This is a genomic window from Accumulibacter sp. (assembly GCF_029255125.1).
Taxonomy (GTDB): Bacteria; Pseudomonadota; Gammaproteobacteria; order Burkholderiales; family Rhodocyclaceae; genus Accumulibacter.
The window spans coordinates 1-22,798 of the sequence record NZ_JAPUVR010000085.1 but is presented as its reverse complement, the minus strand read 5'-3'; the positions used below and the strand labels follow the sequence as shown (position 1 = coordinate 22,798).

18 protein-coding genes are annotated in these 22,798 nt (G+C 65.3%); 9 read left to right on the top strand and 9 right to left on the bottom strand.

The window, feature by feature from the left end; all coding sequences use genetic code 11:
- Position 1: 1 nt before the first annotated feature.
- Both putA and Q1L59_RS05695 read right to left on the bottom strand, forming a co-directional pair.
- A complete protein-coding gene (gene putA, locus Q1L59_RS05700) occupies positions 2–3,148 on the bottom strand; it encodes a bifunctional proline dehydrogenase/L-glutamate gamma-semialdehyde dehydrogenase PutA (RefSeq protein ID WP_300329314.1) in 3,147 nt (1,048 codons plus the stop codon).
- Positions 3,149–3,296: 148 nt separating this feature from the next.
- The gene (locus tag Q1L59_RS05695) at positions 3,297–4,394 is read right to left on the bottom strand and encodes a branched-chain amino acid ABC transporter substrate-binding protein (RefSeq protein WP_300329311.1); all 1,098 of its coding nucleotides are present in this window, start codon (positions 4,392–4,394) and stop codon (positions 3,297–3,299) included.
- Between the two features lie 627 nt (positions 4,395–5,021).
- On the opposite strand from Q1L59_RS05695, the gene Q1L59_RS05690 reads away from it, so the two are divergent.
- Positions 5,022–5,237: a hypothetical protein gene (locus Q1L59_RS05690; protein WP_300329309.1), complete on the top strand. Its 216-nt coding sequence runs from the start codon at positions 5,022–5,024 to the stop codon at positions 5,235–5,237.
- Positions 5,238–5,417: 180 nt separating this feature from the next.
- Positions 5,418–5,834 (top strand): hypothetical protein, encoded by a 417-nt coding sequence (locus tag Q1L59_RS05685; protein WP_300329306.1) that lies wholly within the window; start codon positions 5,418–5,420, stop codon positions 5,832–5,834.
- Here the strand turns inward: Q1L59_RS05685 and Q1L59_RS05680 are convergent.
- The 7 genes from Q1L59_RS05680 to Q1L59_RS05650 all read right to left on the bottom strand — a co-directional run bounded on the left by Q1L59_RS05680 (position 5,828) and on the right by Q1L59_RS05650 (position 15,083).
- Positions 5,828–6,703, bottom strand: coding sequence for a class I SAM-dependent methyltransferase (locus tag Q1L59_RS05680; RefSeq protein WP_300329303.1), 876 nt, complete (start codon positions 6,701–6,703; stop codon positions 5,828–5,830). The two genes, Q1L59_RS05685 and Q1L59_RS05680, sit on opposite strands and share 7 nt — an antisense overlap.
- The gene (locus Q1L59_RS05675; RefSeq protein WP_300329300.1) at positions 6,690–10,253 is read right to left on the bottom strand and encodes an indolepyruvate ferredoxin oxidoreductase family protein; all 3,564 of its coding nucleotides are present in this window, start codon (positions 10,251–10,253) and stop codon (positions 6,690–6,692) included. The genes Q1L59_RS05680 and Q1L59_RS05675 overlap by 14 nt, the downstream gene beginning before the upstream one ends.
- A 399-nt stretch (positions 10,254–10,652) precedes the next feature.
- Positions 10,653–11,897 (bottom strand): radical SAM family heme chaperone HemW, encoded by a 1,245-nt coding sequence (gene hemW / locus Q1L59_RS05670; RefSeq protein WP_300329297.1) that lies wholly within the window; start codon positions 11,895–11,897, stop codon positions 10,653–10,655.
- The gene (rdgB, locus tag Q1L59_RS05665) at positions 11,894–12,493 is read right to left on the bottom strand and encodes an RdgB/HAM1 family non-canonical purine NTP pyrophosphatase (RefSeq protein ID WP_300329294.1); all 600 of its coding nucleotides are present in this window, start codon (positions 12,491–12,493) and stop codon (positions 11,894–11,896) included. The genes hemW and rdgB overlap by 4 nt, the downstream gene beginning before the upstream one ends.
- A complete protein-coding gene (gene rph / locus Q1L59_RS05660) occupies positions 12,490–13,206 on the bottom strand; it encodes a ribonuclease PH (RefSeq protein ID WP_300329291.1) in 717 nt (238 codons plus the stop codon). Before rph ends, rdgB begins: the two co-directional genes overlap by 4 nt.
- 9 nt (positions 13,207–13,215) lie before the next feature.
- Positions 13,216–14,136 (bottom strand): PP2C family serine/threonine-protein phosphatase, encoded by a 921-nt coding sequence (locus tag Q1L59_RS05655; RefSeq protein WP_300329288.1) that lies wholly within the window; start codon positions 14,134–14,136, stop codon positions 13,216–13,218.
- On the bottom strand, positions 14,133–15,083 hold the full coding sequence (locus Q1L59_RS05650; RefSeq protein WP_300329866.1) for a serine/threonine-protein kinase: 951 nt from the start codon (positions 15,081–15,083) through the stop codon (positions 14,133–14,135). The genes Q1L59_RS05655 and Q1L59_RS05650 overlap by 4 nt, the downstream gene beginning before the upstream one ends.
- Before the next feature lie 104 nt (positions 15,084–15,187).
- Here Q1L59_RS05650 and Q1L59_RS05645 point away from each other — a divergent pair, with 104 nt between their 5' ends.
- From Q1L59_RS05645 to Q1L59_RS05615, 7 genes are all read left to right on the top strand, one after another.
- Positions 15,188–16,054, top strand: coding sequence for a YicC/YloC family endoribonuclease (locus tag Q1L59_RS05645; protein ID WP_300329285.1), 867 nt, complete (start codon positions 15,188–15,190; stop codon positions 16,052–16,054).
- 359 nt (positions 16,055–16,413) lie between these two features.
- A complete protein-coding gene (locus Q1L59_RS05640; protein WP_300329283.1) occupies positions 16,414–17,379 on the top strand; it encodes an MBL fold metallo-hydrolase in 966 nt (321 codons plus the stop codon).
- Between the two features lie 36 nt (positions 17,380–17,415).
- Positions 17,416–19,086: an FAD-dependent oxidoreductase gene (locus tag Q1L59_RS05635; RefSeq protein WP_300329280.1), complete on the top strand. Its 1,671-nt coding sequence runs from the start codon at positions 17,416–17,418 to the stop codon at positions 19,084–19,086.
- Positions 19,087–19,103: 17 nt separating this feature from the next.
- Positions 19,104–19,328, top strand: a complete 225-nt coding sequence (locus Q1L59_RS05630) for a DUF2783 domain-containing protein (RefSeq protein ID WP_300329278.1) — start codon at positions 19,104–19,106, stop codon at positions 19,326–19,328.
- Between the two features lie 10 nt (positions 19,329–19,338).
- Positions 19,339–19,881: a VOC family protein gene (locus tag Q1L59_RS05625; protein WP_300329275.1), complete on the top strand. Its 543-nt coding sequence runs from the start codon at positions 19,339–19,341 to the stop codon at positions 19,879–19,881.
- Positions 19,882–19,887: 6 nt separating this feature from the next.
- Positions 19,888–20,904, top strand: a complete 1,017-nt coding sequence (locus Q1L59_RS05620) for a fumarylacetoacetate hydrolase family protein (RefSeq protein WP_300329272.1) — start codon at positions 19,888–19,890, stop codon at positions 20,902–20,904.
- Between the two features lie 8 nt (positions 20,905–20,912).
- Entirely contained in the window at positions 20,913–22,106 is a 1,194-nt protein-coding gene (locus Q1L59_RS05615) for a multidrug effflux MFS transporter (protein ID WP_300329269.1), read from the top strand.
- The last annotated feature ends 692 nt before the right edge of the window (positions 22,107–22,798 follow it).

Genomic DNA, 22,798 nt, shown 5'->3' with positions numbered 1-22,798 from the left:
CTTATTCTTCGTTCTGGTCGAGCGCCATCAGGCCGGCATTGCCACCGGCGGCAGTCGTATCGACCGAGCGCGTACGCTCGGTCGCAAAGCGGTAAAGGTAGTGTGGTCCGCCGGCCTTCGGCCCGGTACCCGAGAGGCCTTGCCCACCGAAAGGCTGTACGCCGACGACGGCGCCGATCATGTTCCGGTTGACGTAGACGTTGCCCACCGGCAGGCGGCTGGCGATGCGCTCTATCGTTTCGTCGATCCGGCTGTGCACACCCAGCGTCAGGCCGTAGCCGGTGGCGGCGATGGCGGCGCAGACTTGATCAAGTTCTTCGCCGCGCCAGCGGATGACGTGCAGGATAGGGCCGAAGATCTCGCGCTCGAGCCGCGTCAGGCTATCGATTTCGTAGGCGCGCGGGGCGAAAAAGGTGCCGTGACGGGTTGCTTCGTCGTCCAGCGCGCAGGTGTGGATGGGCAGCGCGAAACTATCCAGGCGCCGGGTATGGGCGACGAGCAGTTCGCGCGCCGCCTGGTCGATCACCGGGCCGACATCGGTCGCCAGATCGGTCGGATTGCCGACGCGCAGTTCCTGCATCGCGCCAGCGAGCATGGCGATGACCCGGTCGGCGATGTCGGCCTGGACGAAAAGCACGCGCAGCGCCGAACAGCGCTGTCCGGCCGAGTTGAACGCCGAAGCGACGGCGTCGCGCACGACCTGCTCGGGCAGCGCCGACGAATCGGCGATCATCGCGTTCTGGCCGCCCGTTTCGGCGATCAGCGGCACCAGCGGGCCGTCCTTGGCGGCCAGCGCGCGGGAAATCAGGCGCGCCACTTCGGTCGAGCCGGTGAACGCGACGCCGGCGCACGCCGGATGTTCGACCAGGGCAGCCCCGATGCGTCCGTCGCCGGGCAGGAAAGCCAGGACTTCAGTCGGGACGCCGCCGGCGTGCAGCAGCTCGATCGCCAGAGCAGCGACCAGCGGCGTCTGCTCGGCCGGTTTGGCGAGCACGCAGTTGCCGGCGACCAGCGCTGCCGCGACCTGGCCGACGAAAATGGCGAGCGGGAAGTTCCATGGGCTGATGCAGACGAAGACGCCACGTCCGTGCAGTGACAGGCTGTTGCGTTCGCCGGTCGGGCCGGGCAGGACTATCGGCTGGGCCAGCCTGGCGCGCGCCTCGCCCGCGTAGTAACGACAAAAATCAATCGCTTCACGCACTTCGGAGAGGGCATCGGCGGGCGTTCGACCGCCTTCGCGAACGATCAGCGCGATAAGTTCCGGCAAGCGGCCCTGCAGCCGGTCGGCCGCGCCGTCGAGTGCTGCCGCACGCTTTTCGGCTGGCGTGTTACTCCACCCGGGAAACGCTGCAATGGCCGTTTCGTAGGCGCGTGCAACGTCGGCGAGGGTTGCTTCGCTGACCTGCCCGACCGTGTCGCGCCGATCCGCCGGCGACGGCACGGGTCGGCTGGCGTGCCTGGTGGTGTGCCCGCCGATCAACGGCTCGGCGATGTACAGGATGCGCCGGCTGCGTTCGATGGCACTCACCAGGTCTTGCAGAGTCGCTTTGTCGTTCATGTCGAGTCCTTCACTGTTCGCCCGTTCGGCGCCGAAAAGCGCACGCGGCAAGGGAATCCGCGTCTGTCGTTTGACCGCGAGGGCGGCCGCCTTGCCGACCGGGTCGGCGATCAGCGCAGCGATCGGCAATTCGGCATCGGCAATCCGGTTGACGAAAGAGGAGTTGGCGCCGTTCTCAAGCAGCCGACGCACCAGGTAAGCGAGGAGATCCTCATGGCTGCCCACCGGCGCGTACACCCGGCAGGCATGACCCGCGCGGTCTTCACCGACGACCTGATCGTAGAGTTCCTCGCCCATCCCGTGCAGGCGCTGATACTCCCATTCGTCGCTGCCGCCGGCGCTGATTGCGATCTCGGCTACCGCGGCCAGCGTGTGCGCGTTGTGCGTGGCAAAGGCGGGATAGAAGGCGCGCGGATCGGCAAACAGCCGGCGGGCACACGCCAGATACGAGACGTCGCTCGCCACCTTGCGCGTGAACACCGGGTAGTCGGCGAGGCCGCGCTCCTGCGCCAGCTTGATCTCGGCGTCCCAGTAGGCGCCTTTGCACAAGCGCACGATCAGGCGTCGATCGGCGCGCCGCGCCAGATCGGCCAGCCAGTCGATGAGCGGCAGCGCACGCTTCTGATAGGCCTGTACGGCGAGCCCGAGACCGTCCCAGCCGGCCAGTTCGCTGTCCATGGCGAGTGCTTCGATCAGGTCGAGCGACAGCTCCAGGCGGTCGCTCTCCTCGGCGTCGATCGTGCAACCGATATTGCGCGCCTTGGCGCGCAGCGCGAGCGCCTTGATGGCGGGCAAGAGTTCGCGGTGCACGCGCTCTTCCTGCGCGACTTCGTAGCGCGGATGCAGCGCCGAGAGCTTGATCGAGATCGACGGTGCGGCGAACACCGAGCGGCCGCCCGCCGCCCGACCAATGGCGGCGATCGCCTTGCTGTACGATTCGAAGTAGCGTAGCGCGTCGGCGCTGGTCCGTGCCGACTCGCCCAACATGTCGTAGGAGTGCCGGTAACCGGACTTTTCGGCGCTGCGCGCACGCTCGATTGCTTCGTCGATATTGCGTCCCATGACGAATTGGCGGCCAAGGATGCGCATCGCGGTGGTTACCGCCTGGCGGATCACCGGCTCGCCAGCGCGCGCCACCAGGCGCTTGAGCGTTCCGCTCAGGTTGGTGTCGTCGTTGCCCAGCTTGACGATGCGTCCGGTGAGCATCAAGGCCCAGGTGCCGGCATTGACGAAGGTGCTGTGCGAAGCACCGAGCCGCCTCTCCCACTCGGTGCTGCCGATCTTGTCGCGAATCAAGCGGTCGACGGTTTCCGCGTCCGGAATGCGCAACAGCGCCTCGGCCAGGCACATGAGGACGACGCCTTCGCGCGACGAAAGGTCGTAGGTGGCGAGAAAGGCGTCGATACCGCCCGTCTGCAGTCGGCTTTCGCGTACCGTCTGGACGAGCGGGGTGGCGCGGTGCGTGATGCCGTCCTCTTCGGAAGGCGAGAAACGGGCCAGCGCGATGAGTTCATCGACGACGGTGGCTTCGTCGCCGCGATGGTATTCGCGCAAACGCCGGCGCAGCGCGTGGGGGTCAGCGGGGTTCATCGCGGGCTCCAGTCGGCAAGGCGGCCGGGAAAGGCCGCGCGAAGGTTGGTGGGAGCGGTGTTGGCAGCGTGCGTGGCAGGCTGCCAACACCGCTTTCGGATCAGCGAGGCAGCGCCGGTCGGCCTGCCGCGCCGTCCGCTCCGGCGGCTTATTTCTTCACGTAATCGTACTGGCCGCCCTTCCATTGATAGACCATGAAGCCGGGCAATTTGTTATCGCCCTTGGCATCAAAGCTCAGTTTGCCGATGACCGTATCGAAACTGCCATTGCGAATCGTCTTCTCGAGATCAGCGTACTTGGTGCTCTTGGCCTTGTCAGCCGCTTGCGCGAAGAGCTGCATGGCGGCGTAGGCGTACATGACGTAGCCCTCGGGTTCGACCTTGGCGTCGCGGAACTTCTTGACCACGGCGGCGGCTGCGGGGTTCTTGCGCGGGTCCGGGGCGAACGTAAACATGACGTTATCGACTGCCGGGCCGGCCGCGCTGACCAGTTCCGAGTTGGTCATCGTGTCGCCGCCCATCACCGTCAACTTCAGACCAGCCTGCTGTGCCTGGCGCAGGATCAGCGCTACTTCAGTGTGGTAACCACCAAAGGCCATGACTTCGACTCCGGCCGACTTGAGCTTGCTGACCAGCCCGGAATAGTCCTTCTCGCCGGCGGTAATCGCTTCGCGCAGGGCCGGTTTGGCACCCTTGGCCTCCATCGCCTTGGCAATCTCGTCGGCCAGTCCCTTGCCATAGGCGCTCTTGTCATCGACGACGGCGATCTTCTTGCCCTTGAAAGTCTCGGCCAGATAAGTGCCGGCGACCAGACCCTGCTGGTCGTCGCGGCCCATGATCCGGAAGATGTTCTTCAGGCCGCGCTCGGTGACCTGCGGATTGGTCGACACCGTGGCCATCGGAATTTGCGCCTCGTTATAGACGTCGGACGCGGGAATCGTCGAACTCGAACACCAGTGGCCATGCATGAAGACGATCTTCTTGTTGACCATCGTATTGGCGACGGAAACGGCCTGCTTCGGGTCACACGCGTCGTCACCGACCTCCAGCTTGAGTTTCTGGCCAAGGACGCCACCTTTGGCATTGATCTCGGCAATCGCCAGCTCGGCGCCTTTGCGGATCTGATCGCCGGCCGAGGCATACTGTCCGGTCATCGGTCCGGCGATCGCGACCAGATGGTCGGCCCAGGCCGGGCTGCCGGCGAGGGCGAATAGACCAATGCTGGCGGCCAGGATGTGCTTGTTCATGCGTTTCCTCCTTTTATTGGGGTGGTTATTCAGGTCGTCGTCCGCTGACGAGGCTGCGCGCAGGCGCGGGCCGCTTCGTTCGTTCCGACGCGGTGAGACAAGGCAGGGCAGGTCGCGCCGTGCCGGCGCTCGAAAATCGAGGTGGGGTGGTACCTGGGCGCCCGCTGAGCACGATCGGCTTTCTTAAGTAAGTTCGACTAGGGAAACACAGGGTTCTGCCCCAACCAACAGAGCAGTGCACTGACCGGCCGCTCGCCTGGTCTTGCCTTACGCCGCCCGAGTGGGGTGATCATCAAGTCATCGCGGACGATCTGCTGATAGTCCGACTCGACGCCGCATGATTCCGGATCGCGACCCTAACGCCGGCTGCAGGCGATTGCAAGCTGCAGTGCACCAATGCCTGACCCGCGATCGCCGTGATTTCGCTGTCAGGACGTTTTCCGTTGTCTTGCCGGCCAGGAAGCGTCGATCAAGGAATTGCATGCGTGCGTGCGCTGAGCGCCGCGGGTGGGTCGCCAGTTGTTGGTACTGGCTCAACTGCCTGCGGAGCATGGTCGACCAGCAGGCATCGACCACTGCTGGCAGACAGGATACACTTGCCTGGTCAACACCCTCGGCGAGACTCTGATGCGACCCCTTTTGTACACTCCGCTGCTCTCGCTGCTCGTCGCCGGCTGCTCCGTCGTTGCGGTTGCCGATGCTGCGGTGACCGTGGTCGCGACAACCGTCAAGGTGGGAGCAAAGGTCGTCGAAACGACGGTCGATGTTGCGGCTGCGGGCGTCAAGGCGGTGGCAGGAACGTCGGAAGACAAGGATAAAGACAAGGGCAAGGAGAAAGACTGATGCGTGCACGGTTCGGCCGACGACTCGCGAGCGGGCGATGGAACGACGCTCGAGCGAAGCCGGCCAGCGCGTCTACGCGGGTGAGCCGCGCCGCGGAGTAGGGCTCTGCCGGTTACAAATGCTTACCATCAGGGTCGAGCCGGAAGTCATCGGGGAGTGCTGGGAGTCGTTATTCTGCTCATGAAAACGACCACGACCTCCCTCTGCCTGGCGCTGAGTCTCGCACTCGGCTTCTCCACTCCGGCTCTGGCCGACCGGTACGCGTACCGCGACGACTTCGGGCGGCAACGCGGCTACGATGCGAACGCGGAACGCCACCATCACCGGTGGCGGCACGAGCGCAATGACCGCTGGGTGGCCCCTTTGGCGATCCTTGCGCTGACCGGGATCGCGGTCGGGATCGCCGCCTCGACTCAGGGTCCGCCGCCACGCCCGGTCTATGTCGAGCCGCCACCACCACCACCACCGGTGTATGCGCCGGCGTACGGCGCGGTCTATGCTCCGGCACCGGTTTACGTTGCGCCGCCGCGGCCACCGCGCTATGCGCCGCCGGTGGTAGTGTATCCGCCTCCGCCGGGAACCTACCGCGTCTACTGAGCCGGCACGCTGGTCTCGTTCGACTCGGCAGCAGGTGGTGCGCCGGGCAGGCGATAGCAGTAGAGCTGCGTCTGGCGGCCGTCGGCGACCGCGACGACGTTCGTCGCCGCTACCCCGGGGACAGGGAAACTGTTGCTGATCAGCAGGCTGGCTGGCCGCATTTCGCGCTGTGCCTTCTCCCAGAGGGCGGCCATCGGTGCTGGCGAAAGGAAAGCGTAGACGACATCGAAGTCGTCCAGTCGCGTCTGCCAGAAATTGCCCCAGAGCCAATGGCAGTTGGCCAGGCCGCGCGTGCGCAGGCGGCCGATCAGCCAGCTGGCCGGCGCGTTCTCGACGCCGGTGAAGTGGGCTGTCGGGCGCGTGCGCGCGAGCTGCCGAACGACGCTGCCGATTCCGGCGCCCAGGTCGACGAAGCGCAAAGCGCCGATGTCCTGCGTCAGCTCGTCGAGCACGGCAGCGGTCTGCGCGTTCGACAGGTAGAGCGGTACCTGCCCGCTCAGCGCCCCGCGATAGACCAGCAACAGGCCGATGAAAAGCAACAGAAACCAGCCCGGGTCGATGTCCAGGCGGGCAACGCTCCAAGCGAGCGGCGCAAAGGCCAGATGGATCAGCCACCACCACCACGGCTGACGGGTCAGTACCGCGAGCAATCCGGCGACACCACCCATCGCGTACGCGGTCGCTGGCCACGGTAGCGCTTCGCCGCGGATGCCGTAGTACGGCCAGGCGAGCGAAAGGACGGCAAACGCAGCGGCCGCCTGCAAGGCAAGCTGACGCAGATGTGGGCTGGTCGCAGGCGGGTCGTTGGCAGCAGGCTCACCGGGCGCATCACCGTGCGTCGGCGGCGGCGTCTCGTCAGCTTGCGGCATTGGCAAGGAGGATCTGGCGTAGCGTTGCTCGTCGCTCGCGCGTCTGCTCGGCGGCCTTGGCCTTGACGTGCGCAAAGCCGCGAATCTTTTCGGGCAGGCTGGCCAGCTCGATCGCCGCGTTGAGCGTCGGTTCGTCGCCCGGCGTCAACTTTTGCACGATGAGTTCGATGTCGGCCTCGTACTCGGCCAGCAACTGCCGCTCCAGACGGCGTTCGGCGCTGCGTGCGAAGGGGTCGAAGAACGTTCCACGCAGGAACTTGAGGTGCCGTAGCAGGGCAAAGGCACGCAGCATCCACGGACCGTAGGCGCGCTTTTCAATCCTGCCGGTGACGCGGTCGGGGCGGGCGAAGAGCGGCGGGGCAAGATGAAAGTGCAGGCTGAAGTCGCCTTCAAATTCGGCGCGCAACTGCTCGTGGAAAGCTGCGTCGCTATGCAGGCGCGCTACTTCGTATTCGTCCTTGTACGCCAGCAGCTGGTAGTAGTTGCGCGCGACCGCCTCGGCGAGCGTGCTCGACTGACGACCAGCGGCCGCCTCCACCTGTCGCACCCGGCTGAGCAGCGCGCTGTAGCGCTCGGCGTAACGCACATTCTGGTAGGCAACGAGCGCTTCGCGCCGCCGCCGGACAATCTCCGCCAGCGTGTCCAACGGACCTTGTCCGTCCGCTGTTTGCATCGCCTCGGGCTCGCTCAGGCGGCGTACGCGGTCGCCATCGTGTGCCGCCCAGCGGCCCCAGACGAAGGCTTCACGGTTGCGCTCGGTGGCCGTGCCGTTGAGTTCGATCGCCTTTTCAAGTGCGGCCAGCGAGACCGGCACCAGGCCGCGCTGCCAGGCCACTCCGAGCATGAACAGATTGGTGTAGATCGTGTTGCCGAGCAGGCGGCGAGCCAGGTCGGCCGCGTCCAGGAAGAGTGTCTGGCCCGGGCCGCAGGTATCGTCGAGCAGTGCGCGCAACTGCGCCTGCGGAAACTGCCAGTCGGGGTTGCGCGTGAAGTCGGCGGTGGGTGTTTCGGCGACGTTGACGACCGCGCGCGTCTTGCCGGCGACGACTTTCGACAGCGCTTCGGGGCTGGCCGCGACGACCAGATCGCCACCGATCAGGGCGTCCGCCTCGCCGGTGGCAATGCGCGCAGCGTGCAGGTCTTCCGGCCGGTCGGCGATGCGCAGGTGGGCGAAGACGGCGCCGAACTTCTGCGCCAGGCCGGTCATGTCGAGAACGGAAACGCCCTTTCCATCGAGGTGGGCGGCCATGCCGAGGACGGCGCCGAGGGTGACGATGCCGGTGCCACCAACGCCGGTGAGCAGGATGTTGAACGGCTTTTTCGTGTCGGGCAGCGGCGGTGCGGGCAGTTCGCCGAGATCGCCCTGGCCAGAGTCGATTGCCTTTCCGGCACGCAGTCGGCCGCCTTCGACGGTCACCAGACTGGGACAGAAGCCGTTCAGGCACGAGAAATCCTTGTTGCACGACGACTGATCGATCGCCCGCTTGCGACCAAACTCGGTATCGAGCGGAACCACCGACAGGCAGTTCGATTGCACGCTGCAGTCGCCGCAGCCTTCGCACACCGCCGGATTGATGAAGACGCGGCGCGGCGGGTCAGCGAGCTTGCCGCGCTTGCGGCGGCGGCGCTTCTCGGTGGCGCAGGTCTGCGCGTAGATCAGCGCCGAAACGCCGGCATGGCGGCGCAACTCGCGCTGCACGGCGTCAAGCTCGCGGCGATGATGAACCGGCGTGTGCGGCGCCAGATCATTCAGCTCGGCGTAGTACTCGGGTTCGTCGGTAACGATGACGATCTTCCCGACGCCTTCGGCCGCCAGTTGGCGGGTCAATTGCCCCACGCTCAGGCTGCCGTCGACCGGCTGGCCACCGGTCATCGCGACCGCATCGTTGTAGAGGATCTTGTAGGTGATCGAAACGCCGGCAGCGACCGCCTGGCGAATCGCCAGCAGACCGGAGTGGAAATAGGTGCCGTCGCCGAGGTTGGCGAAGACGTGCTTTTCGTTCGAGAACGGCGCCTGTCCGACCCAGGTAACGCCTTCGCCGCCCATGTGCGTGAAGGTCGCCGTGTTGCGGTCCATCCAGGTGACCATGTAGTGACAGCCGATGCCGGCGACGGCGCGGGAGCCGGCGGGGACGTGCGTCGAGGTATTGTGCGGACAGCCCGAGCAGAAATAGGGTATCCGTTGAATCGGTAGACCACTGCTGCCGGTCATCGGCCCGCTGGCCGGGCTCAGCGCCCTTTGCTTGGCTTCGATCAGCGCCATCCTGGCTGCGATCGTCGGCGAGGTGAAGAAGCGGCCGATACGCGCGGCGAGCGCGCGCGCCACCTGGGCCACCGACAACTCGCCGGCCGCCGGCAGCAGCCAGTCGCCGTGCGTCAGGTGGCCGCTGCCGGTCGGCAGCAGCGACCACTCGCCCTTGTCGTCGAACTTGCCGACGACGCGCGGGCGAACATCTTCGCGCCAGTTGTAGAGTTCCTCCTTGAGCTGATACTCGAGCAGTTGCCGCTTTTCCTCGACGACGAGGATCTCTTCCAGGCCTTCGGCAAAGCGGCGCACGCCGTCGGCTTCGAGCGGCCAGACCATGCCGATCTTGTAGACGCGCAGACCGATCTGCGCCGCCAGTTCCTCGTCGATGCCCAGTTCGTCGAGCGCCTGGCGAACGTCGAGATACGCTTTGCCGGCGGTGATGATTCCCAGACGCGCCGGGCTTGCCGGGTCGTTGCTATCGATGACGATCCGATTCAGCCGGTTGGCGCGGCAATAGGCCAGCGCGGCGTAGAGCTTGCTGTTGATCAGGCGCGCTTCCTGCTGCAAGGGCGGGTCCGGCCAACGGATGTTCAACCCGTTCGGATCATTCGCCGGCATGGCGAAATCATCCGGCAGGCGGATCGCCGGCGAGAGCGGATCGATGCTCACCGAAGCCGACGTTTCGACGGTGTCGGCGAGCGCCTTCATCACCACCCAGCAGCCCGAGTAGCGGCTCATCGCCCAGCCGTGCAGGCCGTAGTCGAGATACTCCTGCAGGTTGGCCGGGTAGAGCACCGGCATCATCACCGCCTTGAATACATGCTCGGTCTGGTGCGGCAGCGTCGAGGACTTGGCGGCGTGGTCGTCGCCGGCGATCACCAGAACGCCGCCGAGCTTGGCCGTTCCGGCCGCGTTGGCGTGCCGGAAGACGTCGCCGCAACGATCGACGCCCGGTCCCTTGCCGTACCACATGGCGAAGACGCCGTCGTATCTGGCGCCGGGGAAGAGTTTGATCTGCTGCGTTCCCCAGACCGCGGTCGCCGCCAAATCCTCATTGACGGCGGGCTGGAAGACGATGTTGGCCGCTTCAAGATGTTGCTGGGCGCGCCAGAAGGCCTGGTCTACCGACCCCAGCGGGCTGCCGCGGTAGCCCGAAACGAAGCCTGCCGTATTCAATCCGGCGGCGAGGTCGCGCTGGCGCTGCAACATCGGCAGGCGGACAAGCGCCTGCGTGCCGGTCAGGAAAACGCGGCCCGAGGTGGCCGTATAGCGGTCGTCAAGCGTGATCGAATGATCGGTCATGACATCTCCTCCTCTAGCGCGGCAGGCGGTCGGCGGATCGCAGGTGCTTGCGCAACTGCATTCACCTGCGGCAACGATCAAGCGCCCGATATCCCGGCGTCGGCCGGTAAACAATCATGATCGCTACCTGGTGCAGCCCTCGGATAGCCCCGCTGGCGAACTCGCGGCGACGGCCTTGCGGTTCGTCGGCGCCGCCGCGTAGGGCCGGTGCGCACCAGCCAACAGCGGCAGCGGCCGCTTGGCGATGGCTGGACAGGGGCGCCGGCCACTCGTCTGGATGGCACACCGCAGGTAGTCTATACGCCACTTCCCGAAATGCAAGCGGGATGAAGCATGCGCGCGCTCGGCTCAGGCCGGCGGGGTCGCGCGCATGGCCGGTAGGGCGCAAAGCGCGGCGCTCTACGCTTGGCTCGGCAGAAAGGCGGCGAGAAGGCGGTTGAGAAAACGCCGCCCGCGATCGGTAGGCGCGATGTGCCACCCGTTGCGCTCGAGTAGCTCGGCCCTTTCGGCGTGCTGCAGGGCGGCTGCGATCTGCGTCAGCGGCTGACCGGTGCGTGCTTCGAACAACTGCGCCTCGAAGCCGCCGAGCAGACGCAGCGCGTTCATCATGAATTCGACCGGCAGATCGGCGGGCGAAATGGCGTGTTCCTCTTGTACCGACTTGCCCGCGGCGACCCGTGCGAGGTAGGTCTGCGGCTGCTTCCAGCGCATCTGTCGAAGGATGCGCTCAGGCAGCGTGAGTTTGCTGTGCGCACCGGCGCCGATGCCCAGATAGTCACCGAAGTGCCAGTAGTTCAGATTGTGCCGGCACTCTTTGCCGCGGCGCGCGAAGGCCGAGGTTTCGTAGTGGACGTAGGCGGCGGCCAGCTCGCCTTCAATCGCATCCTGCATGTCGGCACAAGCGTCGGCCTCGGGCAGTTCCGGCGGGCGGGCAGCGAAAGCAGTATTGGGTTCGATCGTCAGTTGATAGCACGACAGATGCGGCGGCGCATAGGCGAGCGCCGTGCGCAGATCGGCCATCGCCTGGTCGAGCGTTTGCCCGGGCAGTCCGTACATCAGGTCGAGATTGAAGTTGTCGAAGTGCAGGGCGGCGGTTTCGATGGCCCGTCTTGCCTGTTCGCCGTTGTGGATGCGTCCGAGGGCAAGCAGTTGTTCGTCGGCGAAACTCTGAATGCCGAGCGATAGCCGATTGACGCCGGCGGCGCGATAGGCCGCGAACTTCGCCGCGTCAACGGTTCCCGGGTTGGCTTCCAGCGTGATTTCGGCGTTCGGCAGCAGCCTCAGGCGGCTGCGCAGTCCGCCGAGCAGTGTCTCGACGGCGGCTGCCGAGAGCAGGCTGGGCGTTCCGCCACCGAAGAAGATGCTGTCGACGCGACGGCCCCAGATCAGCGGCAGGGCCTGCTCGAGGTCGGTCAGCAAAGCAGCGACGTAATCCTGTTCAGGAAGCGCCGAGCCGCCCGAGCCGGCCGGCCAGGCGTGCGAGTTGAAATCGCAGTAAGGGCATTTCTGCAGGCACCAGGGAAAGTGAACGTAGAGCGCGAGCGGGACTGGCGCCAGGTGTCGCGATCCGCTGACCTGGTCGGGCGACGCGGAGTGTGCCTGGAGGTGGAGTGGAATGACGGGACGCGTCGGGCGCCCTGTCATCGGCGCACGCTGCGCAGACGCTCGACCAGGCGGGCAAGAGCCTGGCCGCGGTGCGAGCGCCGGTTCTTCTCGGCCGCGTCGAGTTCGGCTGCGGTCTTGCCGAGTTCGGGCAGGAAAAAGACCGGATCGTAACCGAAGCCGTCGTCGCCGCGCGGCGCGGCGAGAATCTCGCCCGGCCATTCGCCTTCGGCGATGATCGGCTGTGGGTCGTCGGCGTGCCGCACGAAAACGATCAGTGCGACGAAGCGGGCGCTGCGTGGCGTGCCGGCGGGCAGCGCGGCAAGATCGCTGAGCAATCGGGCATTGTTGCGTTCGTCAGTCCGCGGTTCGCCGGCGTAACGCGCCGACTGCACGCCAGGCGCACCGCCGAGCGCGTCTACGCAGAGACCGGAGTCGTCGGCGAGCGCCGGCAAGCCGCTCAGGCGTGCCGCCTGGCGGGCTTTGGCGAGCGCATTCTCGACGAAGGTGCAGTGCGGTTCCGCGGCTTCCGGAATGTCAAGCTCGCCTTGCCGGACGAGCGTCCAGCCCAGCGGTGCCAGAATGGCATCAAGTTCACGCAGCTTCCTGGAGTTGTTCGAAGCAAGGACGAGTTTCATTGCGCAAGTGCCCGACGTTGGTGGTCGAAAAGCTCGTTGATTCCGCTGGCCGCGAGATCGAGCAACTGATTCAACTGTTGACGCGAGAAGGGGTCTCCTTCGGCCGTCCCCTGGACCTCGACGATGCCCTGGCGGCCCGTCATGACGACGTTCATGTCGGTTTCGCAAGCGCTGTCCTCGGCGTAGTCGAGGTCGAGCACCGGCCGGCCATCGTAGATGCCAACCGAAACGGCGGCAACCTGGTCGCGGATTGGATTTTCGCTCAGCTTGCCGAGGCTGAGCAGGTGTCGACACGCGTCGTCGAGCGCCAGCCAAGCGCCGGTGATCGACGCGCAGCGTGTTCCGCCGTCGGCTTGCAGGACATCGCAGTCGAGCGTGATCTGGCGTTCGCCGAGCGCTTTCAGGTCGATCACCGCGCGTAGTGCACGCCCGATCAGGCGCTGAATCTCCTGCGTGCGGCCACTCTGCTTGCCTTTGGTCGCCTCGCGTCCGGATCGCGTGTGCGTCGCGCGCGGCAGCATGCCGTATTCGGCGGTTACCCAGCCCTGCCCCTTGCCACGCAGGAAGGCAGGTAGCACGTCCTCAACACTGGCAGTGCACAGTACCCGGGTGTCGCCGACCTCGATCAGCACCGAACCTTCGGCGTGGCAGGTAAATCGGCGCGTGATGCGAACCGGGCGGAGCTGCGAGGGCTGACGTTGACTGGGGCGCACGCTGTCTTTCTACCGGGAGAATTTCTGGATCGCGGTTCTGATTTCTTCGATCGCGTTTTCGATTTCGTCGTCGGTCAGTTCGCTTTTCTGGTTCGGCGCTCGTCCGAATTCGCTCAGACGCGTCGTCACCGTGTCGCGCGGCATGGTTTTTGTCGACACGATGCTGCTGCCGCCGCTGCTTTCATCGATGTAGGTGTCTTCCCAGCGGACGGCGATGATCGAAAGATTGTCCGCATGCAGTCCGCTGCGCGTTTCGGCCTGGTTGAGCAGGACCGGAATGCTGCGCATCAGGTTCGCCGTATGCAGCGAGCGGGCAAGCAGATCACCCGACAAGCCGCTCCATACGCCGTCGGTGCACAGCACGATGATATCGCCGGCTTCCAGCGTCGTCTTGCGCGAAAACTCGATTTCCGGCGATTGCTGGCCACCCAGGCAACCGAAAATCTTGTTCCGGTCGACGTGCCCGGCCATCTGTTCCTCGCTGATCAGGCCCTGATCGACCAGAATCTGGACCCGCGAGTGGTCCTTGGTGCGCGTCAGCACGCGCCCAGCACGTATCAGGTAGAGGCGCGAGTCGCCGGAGTGGGCCCAGTAGGCGACATTGCTCTGCACGATGCAGGCGATGCAGGTCGTGCGCGGCGAGTCCTTTAGTTGATGTCGCCCGGCAAAGTCGAGGATGGCGCGATGCGCGTTGAGCATACCTTTCTGCAGGAAAAGGAAAGGGTCGCGCAGGCGCGGCTTCGACTCGCGCTGAAATGCCTCGGTCAGCGTCTGGACGGCAATCTGCGCCGCAACTTCGCCGAAATAGTGGCCCCCCATGCCGTCGGCGACGACCATCAGCAAGGCGTCGCGTGAATAGCAGTGTGCCAGCCGGTCCTCGTTGTTGTTGCGCTTGCCGGTACGCGTTTCCTGATAGATGGTGAATTTCATTCGCTCTTCATTTTTCTCAGTTTACCTACGACCTGGGTCAGCCATGTCTCCTTTGGCTGCGGCTGCGGCAGGACGACCGGTTCGGTGAGCGCTTTCTGCAGGGCAAAGGCGCTTTGCGGGCGGTAGCGATGGTTGAGGCACAGACACCAATCGATCGTTTCCAGCAGTTGGTCGGAGTACTGACCCTCCCAGCGTACCATGGCGGGCGCCAGACGGTCCTTCTCCAGGCGGCTGTCGGCGGGTTGCGGCGTGCCGCCAGCGATACAGGCGTACATTGAAGCGCCGACGCTGTAGATGTCGCTCCACGGGCCGAGCAGATCTCGATGACTGTAGTGCTCTGGCGAGGCGAATCCCGGGGTATACATTGGCTTCAGCATCGGTGTGTCGCACGCCAGCGTCTGACGCGCTGCACCGAAATCGATGAGCACCGGCACGTGGTTGTTGCGCATGTAGATGTTTGCCGGTTTGAGGTCCAGATGCAGCAGGCGACGCGAGTGCACCTCGCGCAAGCCATTGAGCATCTTGGTAAACACGTTGCGGATGAAGTTCTCGGTAACGCTCGCCCGGTTTTTTTGAATGATCTCCTGCAGCGTTCGTCCGTGTTCGTACTCCATCACCATGTAGACCGTCTCATTGGCCCGAAAGAAATTCAGCACGCGCACGACGTTCGGGTGCGACAGGCCGGCGAGAGCCCGCCCTTCCTCGAAAAAGCACTTCATTCCGTAGCGGAAGGCGGGCAGGTGATCCTCGGCGATGATCGGCGAGGTGCGTCCTTCGCCGCGCAGCGCCAGCGTGTTTGGCAGATACTCTTTGATGGCCACGCGCTTGCCACGTGAATCCGTGGCAAGATAGACGATCGAAAAGCCACCCAGCGACAGTTGTTGCTCAATGCTGTATTCGTCGAGCTTGAAACCGGCTGGAAGAGGGTGGTTCGCTTGTTGCACCATTGGCGTCAAAGCTATCATTGACCTTTTTCAGGCATTGTCCGGTTTTTCGGGGGCGGCTGTAAAGCTGCTTGTCATTGCCAACCTTGCAAGAGTCAGGAATCCCGATGATTTACAGTATGACCGGCTATGCCGCGAAGACCCGCGCTGTACAGGGCGGCGTCATTCATGTCGAGCTGAAAAGCGTCAACTCACGGTACCTCGATTGCCTCTTCCGTGTCTGTGACGAACTGCGCTTGGTCGAGCCGGCGCTGCGCGAGCTGGTCGGCGCCCGCTTGACGCGCGGCAAGCTTGAATGCCGCGTGAGTTTTGCCAGCGGAGCGGGCGGCGGAGCGTCGGCGACACTCAACGCTGATGTGCTCGATCGTTTGCGATCCTACGAGCAGCGCGTGCGCAACGTCCTGCCGCTGGCCACACCGCTGAGCGTCGCTGACGTCTTACGCTGGCCAGGGGTTTTCGGCGACGACACCCTTGATCTGGCAGCGATTGCTCCCGTCTGTCTGGCGCTCGCCGCCGATACACTGGACGAACTCAACGCCTGTCGGGCGCGCGAAGGCGAGAAGATGGCCGAGGCGCTGAGCCAGCGCGTCGGGCGCATGCGCACCTTGTTGCGCGAAGTGGAACCGCGCATTCCCGAGGCCCAGGCCGCTTTCGCCGAACGGCTCAGGCAGCGTCTGCTGGAGGTTGTCGAGGCGGCCGATGGCGAGCGCATGCGCCAGGAAGTGGCTTTCTTTGCCGCGCGGATCGATGTCGCCGAGGAACTGACTCGACTGGCCGCCCACCTCGACGAGGTCGAGCGCGTCCTGGCGGCTGGCGGGGCAAGCGGCAAGCGGCTCGATTTCCTGATGCAGGAGCTGAACCGTGAAGCGAATACGCTGGCGTCCAAGTCGCTGGTTGCGGAGGTTTCGCAAACGGCCATCGAGTTCAAGCTGCTGATCGAGCAGATGCGCGAGCAGGTGCAGAACCTGGAGTGATCCAGCAAGCAGGTAGCAAGTCTTCGGGTAGCGTCGCAGCGCGGCAAACGAAGCCGCTTGCCAAGCGGCTATTTTTATCCATATCAATCCCATTTGTATTCTTCAAGCCCCGAAATACGGTATGCTCGATCGCCAGGGCACGGGCGCTTGGGGTCCGGGTGCTCGTCCACCGCCTGCCAGCGCGGCGAGATCCATCCGGGCCGCAGACGCTCGCTTGGTCAGACCTGATCGCCGGGGCACAGAGCGTGGCATGAAAGCCGGTGTGAACGCCCGAACTTGCCTGGTGGGAAGGGTTGATCAGCGATCGAGCCGCCGGCCGCAGGCCAGTTCGGCGGGACGAAAATGAAGGAGCACGACGCATGAGCAGGCAATTCGCATCAGTCGCCGACACCGAGGTCAAAAAAACCCGCTTCACGCAGCTATCGGCGCACTGCTGGGCCTATACCGCTGAAGGTGATCCCAACACCGGTGTCGTCATCGGCGAAAAGGCAGTCCTGATCTGCGATGCGCTGGCGACGCCCGTCATGGCACAGAAGCTGATCGCCGAAATCAGAAAGGTGAGCGAGCTGCCGATCAAGTACGTCGTCCTCTCGCACTACCACGCCGTGCGTGTGCTGGGTGCGAGCGGCTACCAGGCGGCCGGCATGCAGGAAATCATCGCCAGCCGCGGCACCTACGAAATGATCGTCGAACGCGGTGCGCAGGACATGCAGTCCGAGTACGAGCGGTTTCCGCGCCTGTTCCAGAATTTTGCCTCGATCCCCGGTCTGACCTGGCCGACGCTGGTCTTCGAGCAAGCGGTTACGCTCTGGATGGGCCAGGATCTGGAAGTGAAGATCATGCATATCGGCCCCGGCCATACCCGCGGCGACACCGTCGTCTGGATTCCGTCCGAGAGAGTCCTCTTCTCCGGCGACCTGGTCGAGGCCGAGGCAGCCTGCTACACCGGCGACGCACAGCTTGCCGAGTGGCCGGCGACGCTCGACGCGCTGGCTGCGCTGGGCGCCGACAAGCTGGTACCCGGGCGCGGGCCGGCGCTGCTTGGCGCCGAGCGCGTCGCCGAAGGCCTGGCGTACACGCGCGACTTCGTGTGTACGCTGCTCACGGCGGCCAAGGAGGCGGTGGCGCAGGGGATGAGCCTGAAGCAGGCGATGGCCCACACGCGCCTGGCGATGGACGCGAAGTTCGGCCACGTCTTCATTTACGAACACTGCCTGCCGTTCGACGTCAGCCGCGCGTTCGACGAGGCGAGCGGAATCAAGCATCCGCGCATCTGGACGGCCGAACGCGACAAGGCGATGTGGCACGCGCTGCAGGACAGCTAGGCGGTGGCGCTGGTGACGAGCAGCGGAAGACGACAGATGGCGGGCACCTACACCTACCCCAGGTACGCATACCTTACCCCACCCGAACGGCACGACGGCGCGGCGCGCCGCCATCCGGTAGTGGTCGTCGGCGCCGGGCCGGTTGGCCTGGCAGCGGCGATCGATCTGGCGCAAGCGGGCGTAGCGGTCGTTCTGCTCGACGACGACGATACTGTTTCATTCGGCTCGCGCGGCGTCTGCTACGCCAAACGTACGCTTGAAATCCTCGACCGCCTGGCGGTCGGTGCCGACTGTGTGGCCAAGGGAGTGAGCTGGAACGTCGGTCGGACGTTCTTTCGCGAGCACGAGGTCTACCACTTCAACCTGCTGCCGCAGCCTGATCACCAGCGCCCGGGCATGATCAACCTGCAGCAGTACTACCTCGAGGAATACCTGATCAAGCGGGCCAGGCAGTTGCCCACGCTCGACCTGCGCTTTCGCAACAAGGTCGTCGCCCTGCAGCCCGGCGACGACGGCGTGCGGCTGCAGGTGTCGACGCCGGATGGCTTGTATACGCTGGCTGCCGACTGGTTGATCGCCGCCGACGGCGCGCGCTCGACGATCCGCCAGTTGATGAACCTGGAAATGGAAGGCCAGGTCTTCCTCGATCGTTTCCTGATCGCCGATGTCGTGATGAAGGCCGACTTCCCGCGCGAACGCTGGTTCTGGTTCGACCCGCCGTTTCACCGCGGCCAGTCGGTGCTGCTGCACCGGCAGGCCGACAATGTCTACCGCATCGACTTCCAGCTCGGCTGGCAGGCTGACCCGGAAGAGGAAAAGAAGCCGGAGAAGGTGACTGCGCGAATCAGAGCGATGCTCGGCGACGAGCGCGAATTCGCGCTGGAGTGGGTGAGCGTCTACACCTTCCAGTGCCGCCGGATGAAGCAGTTTCGCCACGGCCGAGTGCTTTTCGTCGGCGACGCGGCGCATCAGGTCTCGCCGTTTGGCGCCCGCGGCGCCAACTCGGGAATCCAGGACACCGACAACCTGTGCTGGAAGCTCAGGCTGGTGCTCGACGGCCAGGCGCCGGACAGCCTGCTCGACACGTACTCGGACGAGCGCGTCTTGGCCGCCGACGAGAACATTCTCAACTCGACGCGCTCGACCGATTTCATCACACCCAAATCGCCGGTCTCGCTGACCTTCCGCAACGCCACGCTGGCGCTCGCCCGCGAGCACGCGTTCGCCCGCGCGCTGGTCAATTCGGGTCGCCTCTCGGTGCCCGCGTTCCTCACCGAATCACGCCTGAACACGGCGGACAGCGCCGACTTCGCCGGCGCCATGGTGCCCGGCGCCGCGCTGGACGACGCGCCGCTGCGCGTAAACGGCGCCGACGGCTGGCTGCTCGACCACACCGGCGGGCACTTCCAGGCGCTCCTTTACGTGCTCGATGCGAGCGCACTCGACGCCGCGCAAACGGCAGAGTGCAAGCAACTGGGTGAAGCCACTCCGCCGCTCGAAGTCGTTGTCGTTTCGCCCAAGAACGGAATCGCGGCCGGCGGCCTGCGCGTTTTCGCGGACTGCGCCGGGCGCTACGCCGAACGCTACGACGCGCGCGACGGCACGGTCTACCTGATCCGCCCCGACCAGCATGTCGCCGGCCGCTGGCGCAGCTTCGACGCCAACCGCCTGCGCACCGCGCTGGCGCGCGCCAGCGGCCATTTCTGAAGCGCCAGGGAGGCCGCATGCCGCTCAAGCTTGAAGCCAATTTTTTCGAGCCCGGTCAGCGCTACTGGCGCGCCTACACGCCGGGCGACGACTTCTACGAAGCACTGATCGAGACGCATCGCGGGCTGAGCGACGAGCAGAGCGCGCTGCTCAACGCCAAACTGATCCTGCTCCTGGCCAACCACATCGGCGACATTTCCGTCCTGCGCGAGGCGATGGCGATCGCCCGTCAGGACGTATGAGGAGAACGAAATGAGCCTGATCCGCAAGATCCACCACGTCGCCTACCGCTGCCGGGATGCCAAGGAGACGGTCGAGTGGTACGGCAAGTATCTCGACATGCGCTTCGTCCTCGCCATTGCCGAAAACAAGGTACCCTCGACCGGAGAGCCCGATCCCTACATGCACGTCTTCCTCGACGCCGGGCAGGGCAACATCCTGGCCTTCTTCGAGCTGCCGAGCAAACCGGCGATGCGGCGCGACCCGAACACGCCAGCGTGGACGCAACACCTCGCGTTCGAGGTCGACTCGGTCGACGTCCTGCTCCAGGTCAAGGCGCGACTCGAAGCCGACGGCATCGCGGTCGTCGGCCCGACCGACCACACGATCTTCAAGTCGATCTACTTCTTCGACCCGTCCGGCCACCGCCTGGAGCTGGCGGCCAACACGGGCACGCCGCGCATGGCGCAACTTCTCGACGAGGTGAAATGGGACATGCTCAACGAATGGGCAAGAACGCGTCGCGCACCCGAGCACGCGCGCTGGATGCACGACGGCAGCTACGCTGGAGAATAGGTCGCGATGAAACTTGCCTCGCTCAAGGGCTACGGCCGTGACGGCATGCTCGTCCTGGTCAATCGCGCGCTCACCCACTATCTCCCCTTGCCGGGGATCGCGCCTACCTTGCAGCAGGCGCTTGAAGACTGGGACGAACTCGAACCCGAAATGCGTTTCCTCGAAGAAGCGCTCAACTTTGGCGCCTGCTACAACCCGGCTCGCTTCGACCCGACGGCCTGCCACTCGCCGCTGCCGCGCGCCTACCAGTGGGCCGATGGATCGGCCTACGTCAATCACGTCGAACTCGTCCGGCGCGCGCGCGGCGCCGAGTTGCCGCCCGAGTTCTGGACCGACCCGCTGATCTACCAGGGAGGTTCCGATTCCTTCGTCGGCCCGCACGACCCCATCCTGGCGGCCGACGAGAACTGGGGAATCGACTTCGAAGGCGAAGTGGCGGTGATCACCGGCGACCTGAGGATGGGTGCGACCGAGGCCGAAGCGGCCAAGGCGATCCGCCTGCTGCTCCTGGTCAACGACGTCTCCTTGCGCAACCTGATTCCCGGCGAGCTGGCCAAAGGCTTTGGCTTCTTCCAGTCGAAACCCGCCTCGGCGTTCAGCCCGGTGGCGATCACCCCCGACGAACTCGGCGCCGACTGGCGTGACGGCCGGGTCCACCGGCCGCTCACCGTGCACCTGAACAACGCACTGTTCGGCCATCCGGATGCCGGCACCGACATGGTCTTCAGCTTTCCGCAACTGGTCGCCCATGCAGCGAAAACCCGCGAGCTGGAAGCCGGCTCGATCATCGGCGGCGGCACCGTGTCGAACCGGCAGAACGGCCTGTACGGATCGTCAATCGCCAACGGCGGCGTCGGCTACTGCTGCCTGGCCGAGTTGCGGACTTACGAAGCGATCGAGACCGGCAAGCCGCAAACGCCCTTCCTCCGCTTCGGCGACACGGTGAAGATCGAGATGTTCGGGCGCGACGGCAACAGCCTGTTCGGCGCGATCGAACAGCGCGTCGAGAAGTACCCCGGATAGCCTGCCCGGTGCCTGAGGGTCGCCTCAGCTCACCGTCCACGCGGCTCGCCGCGCTGGTCACCACGTTGGTCGCCCTTGGCCCGCTATCGACCGACCTCTACCTGCCGTCGCTACCGACACTGGCCAGCGTCTTCGCCAGCGACACGGCGCGCGTACAGCTCACGCTGTCAGCCTTCCTTGCCGGTTTCGCCGTTGCCCAGCTCGCCTACGGCGCACTCTCCGACCGTTTCGGCCGCCGCCCCCTGATGCTCGCCGGACTGCTCATCTACTTTCTCGCCAGCATCGCCTGCCTCTGCGCCGGGTCGATCGAACAGCTCATCGCCGCCCGCTTCGTCCAGGCGCTCGGCGCCTGCGCCGGACCCGTCCTCGGCCGCGCCATCGTGCGCGATGCGTGGGGGCCACTTGAGTCCGCGCGCGTGCTTGCCTACGTCCTCGGCGCAATGGCGCTGGCGCCGCTCGTCGGCCCGACAATCGGCGGTCTGCTCACCGTCGCCCTCGGCTGGCAGGCAAGCTTCGTCGTCCTGGCACTGATCTCCGCCCTGCAAGCGGCGGCCGTCTGGCGCTGGCTGGGCGAAACCAACTGCCGGCTGGACCCGACGGCGACGCGCCCGAGCCGCATTTTCGGCAACTTCAGCCGACTGCTCGGTGATCGCGCCTATCTGCGCTACCTGCTCGCCCTCGCTTTTTCCTACAGCGGGCTGTTCGCCTTCATTTCCGGCTCGTCGTTCGTGCTGATCGCGCGCTTTGCCCTGTCTCCGACCACCTACGGCCTCTGTTTCAGCAGTGCGGTAGCGGGCTACATCGGCGGCACCCAGCTCGCCGGGCGCCTGGTTCGCCGACTCGGCGCCGACCGCCTGATCGCGCTCGGTGGTGCCCTCGGCGCGACCGCCGGACTCTCCATGCTCAGCCTCGAACTGGCCGGCCTGCACACGCTCACCGCGCTCCTCGCACCGATGTTCGCCGTCGCCGCGTCGGTCGGCCTGGTGATGCCGATGGCCAGCGCCCGCGCCCTGGCGCCCTACCCCCAGATGGCCGGCGCCGCCGCAGCGCTGATGGGTTTCGCGCAAATGACGACCGCCGCGCTGGTCGGCATCGTCGTCGGCCATGGGATCAATACAAGCCCAGCCGTCCTGCCGCTCGCCGTCGCCGTGTGCGCCACGCTGGTGCCCTTGTGCCATTTCGCTCTCCGTCGCCCCGTATAGCCTTTCCTCCGCGCGGGCACGGCATACGCGGCCGCTTGGCACCGCTGACGCTCGACCGGCCAGCATCCGTCGCCATAATGAGAGCACCAACATCACAATCGGCAGCCGCCAGCCCTGCCAACTCCGGCGAGAAAGCGCGCTACGGCCACTCGCTCTTCGTGATTGCCTTGTGAGGAGACCAGAGAGCACGCCTCGCCCGATTCTCCGCTTTGCAGCGGGAACTCAGCACTCCGCTGCAAAGCAGTCGAATAGCGCGACCACCTCGCGCGTTCATTTCTCGCGGATGGGCCGCCAATAGCGTATGGCATCAGAGCAAATCAGACACCGTGCCCAGTCCGCGCACGTCCCCTCCGTCGGCAGGCGACAGCGTGTGGCGCCTGAAACGAATGTGGTTGCGCAAGACCATTCACGTAGCTTTCGTGACGGCCGTGCCATCGCATCGGCGCAGCGTCAACGCTGACGCAATTCCCGGCAAATTTAGTCTGCGCGTACATCGCACATATCCTTGTTTTGTCAAGCTAAAGCCTGAGCAGATTATTCGTTCGCCATACGATTGACGCAAAGCTCTGCGTCAATTAGGATTGCTACTTCACGTTGAACTAAAGCGCTGCGCGCTGGTGTAGTCACCCCAGCGCCCTTGCTCTCTCCTCCGTCGCTCCCGGCGTTGGTTCTCGCTCTTACCCCGACCGCTT

What these genes read in the sequence shown, in the direction of transcription:
- Q1L59_RS05675 (WP_300329300.1), bottom strand. Translation starts at nt 10,253, where the DNA reads ATGACCGATCATTCGATCACGCTTGACGACCGCTATACGGCCACCTCG.
- Q1L59_RS05625 (WP_300329275.1), top strand. Translation starts at nt 19,339, where the DNA reads ATGAGCCTGATCCGCAAGATCCACCACGTCGCCTACCGCTGCCGGGAT.
- Q1L59_RS05695 (WP_300329311.1), bottom strand. Translation starts at nt 4,394, where the DNA reads ATGAACAAGCACATCCTGGCCGCCAGCATTGGTCTATTCGCCCTCGCC.
- Q1L59_RS05690 (WP_300329309.1), top strand. Translation starts at nt 5,022, where the DNA reads ATGCGACCCCTTTTGTACACTCCGCTGCTCTCGCTGCTCGTCGCCGGC.
- Q1L59_RS05620 (WP_300329272.1), top strand. Translation starts at nt 19,888, where the DNA reads ATGAAACTTGCCTCGCTCAAGGGCTACGGCCGTGACGGCATGCTCGTC.
- Q1L59_RS05640 (WP_300329283.1), top strand. Translation starts at nt 16,414, where the DNA reads ATGAGCAGGCAATTCGCATCAGTCGCCGACACCGAGGTCAAAAAAACC.
- Q1L59_RS05645 (WP_300329285.1), top strand. Translation starts at nt 15,188, where the DNA reads ATGATTTACAGTATGACCGGCTATGCCGCGAAGACCCGCGCTGTACAG.
- hemW (WP_300329297.1), bottom strand. Translation starts at nt 11,897, where the DNA reads ATGACAGGGCGCCCGACGCGTCCCGTCATTCCACTCCACCTCCAGGCA.
- Q1L59_RS05680 (WP_300329303.1), bottom strand. Translation starts at nt 6,703, where the DNA reads ATGCCGCAAGCTGACGAGACGCCGCCGCCGACGCACGGTGATGCGCCC.
- Q1L59_RS05655 (WP_300329288.1), bottom strand. Translation starts at nt 14,136, where the DNA reads ATGAAATTCACCATCTATCAGGAAACGCGTACCGGCAAGCGCAACAAC.
- Q1L59_RS05635 (WP_300329280.1), top strand. Translation starts at nt 17,416, where the DNA reads ATGGCGGGCACCTACACCTACCCCAGGTACGCATACCTTACCCCACCC.
- rdgB (WP_300329294.1), bottom strand. Translation starts at nt 12,493, where the DNA reads ATGAAACTCGTCCTTGCTTCGAACAACTCCAGGAAGCTGCGTGAACTT.
- Q1L59_RS05630 (WP_300329278.1), top strand. Translation starts at nt 19,104, where the DNA reads ATGCCGCTCAAGCTTGAAGCCAATTTTTTCGAGCCCGGTCAGCGCTAC.
- Q1L59_RS05650 (WP_300329866.1), bottom strand. Translation starts at nt 15,083, where the DNA reads ATGGTGCAACAAGCGAACCACCCTCTTCCAGCCGGTTTCAAGCTCGAC.
- Q1L59_RS05685 (WP_300329306.1), top strand. Translation starts at nt 5,418, where the DNA reads ATGAAAACGACCACGACCTCCCTCTGCCTGGCGCTGAGTCTCGCACTC.
- putA (WP_300329314.1), bottom strand. Translation starts at nt 3,148, where the DNA reads ATGAACCCCGCTGACCCCCACGCGCTGCGCCGGCGTTTGCGCGAATAC.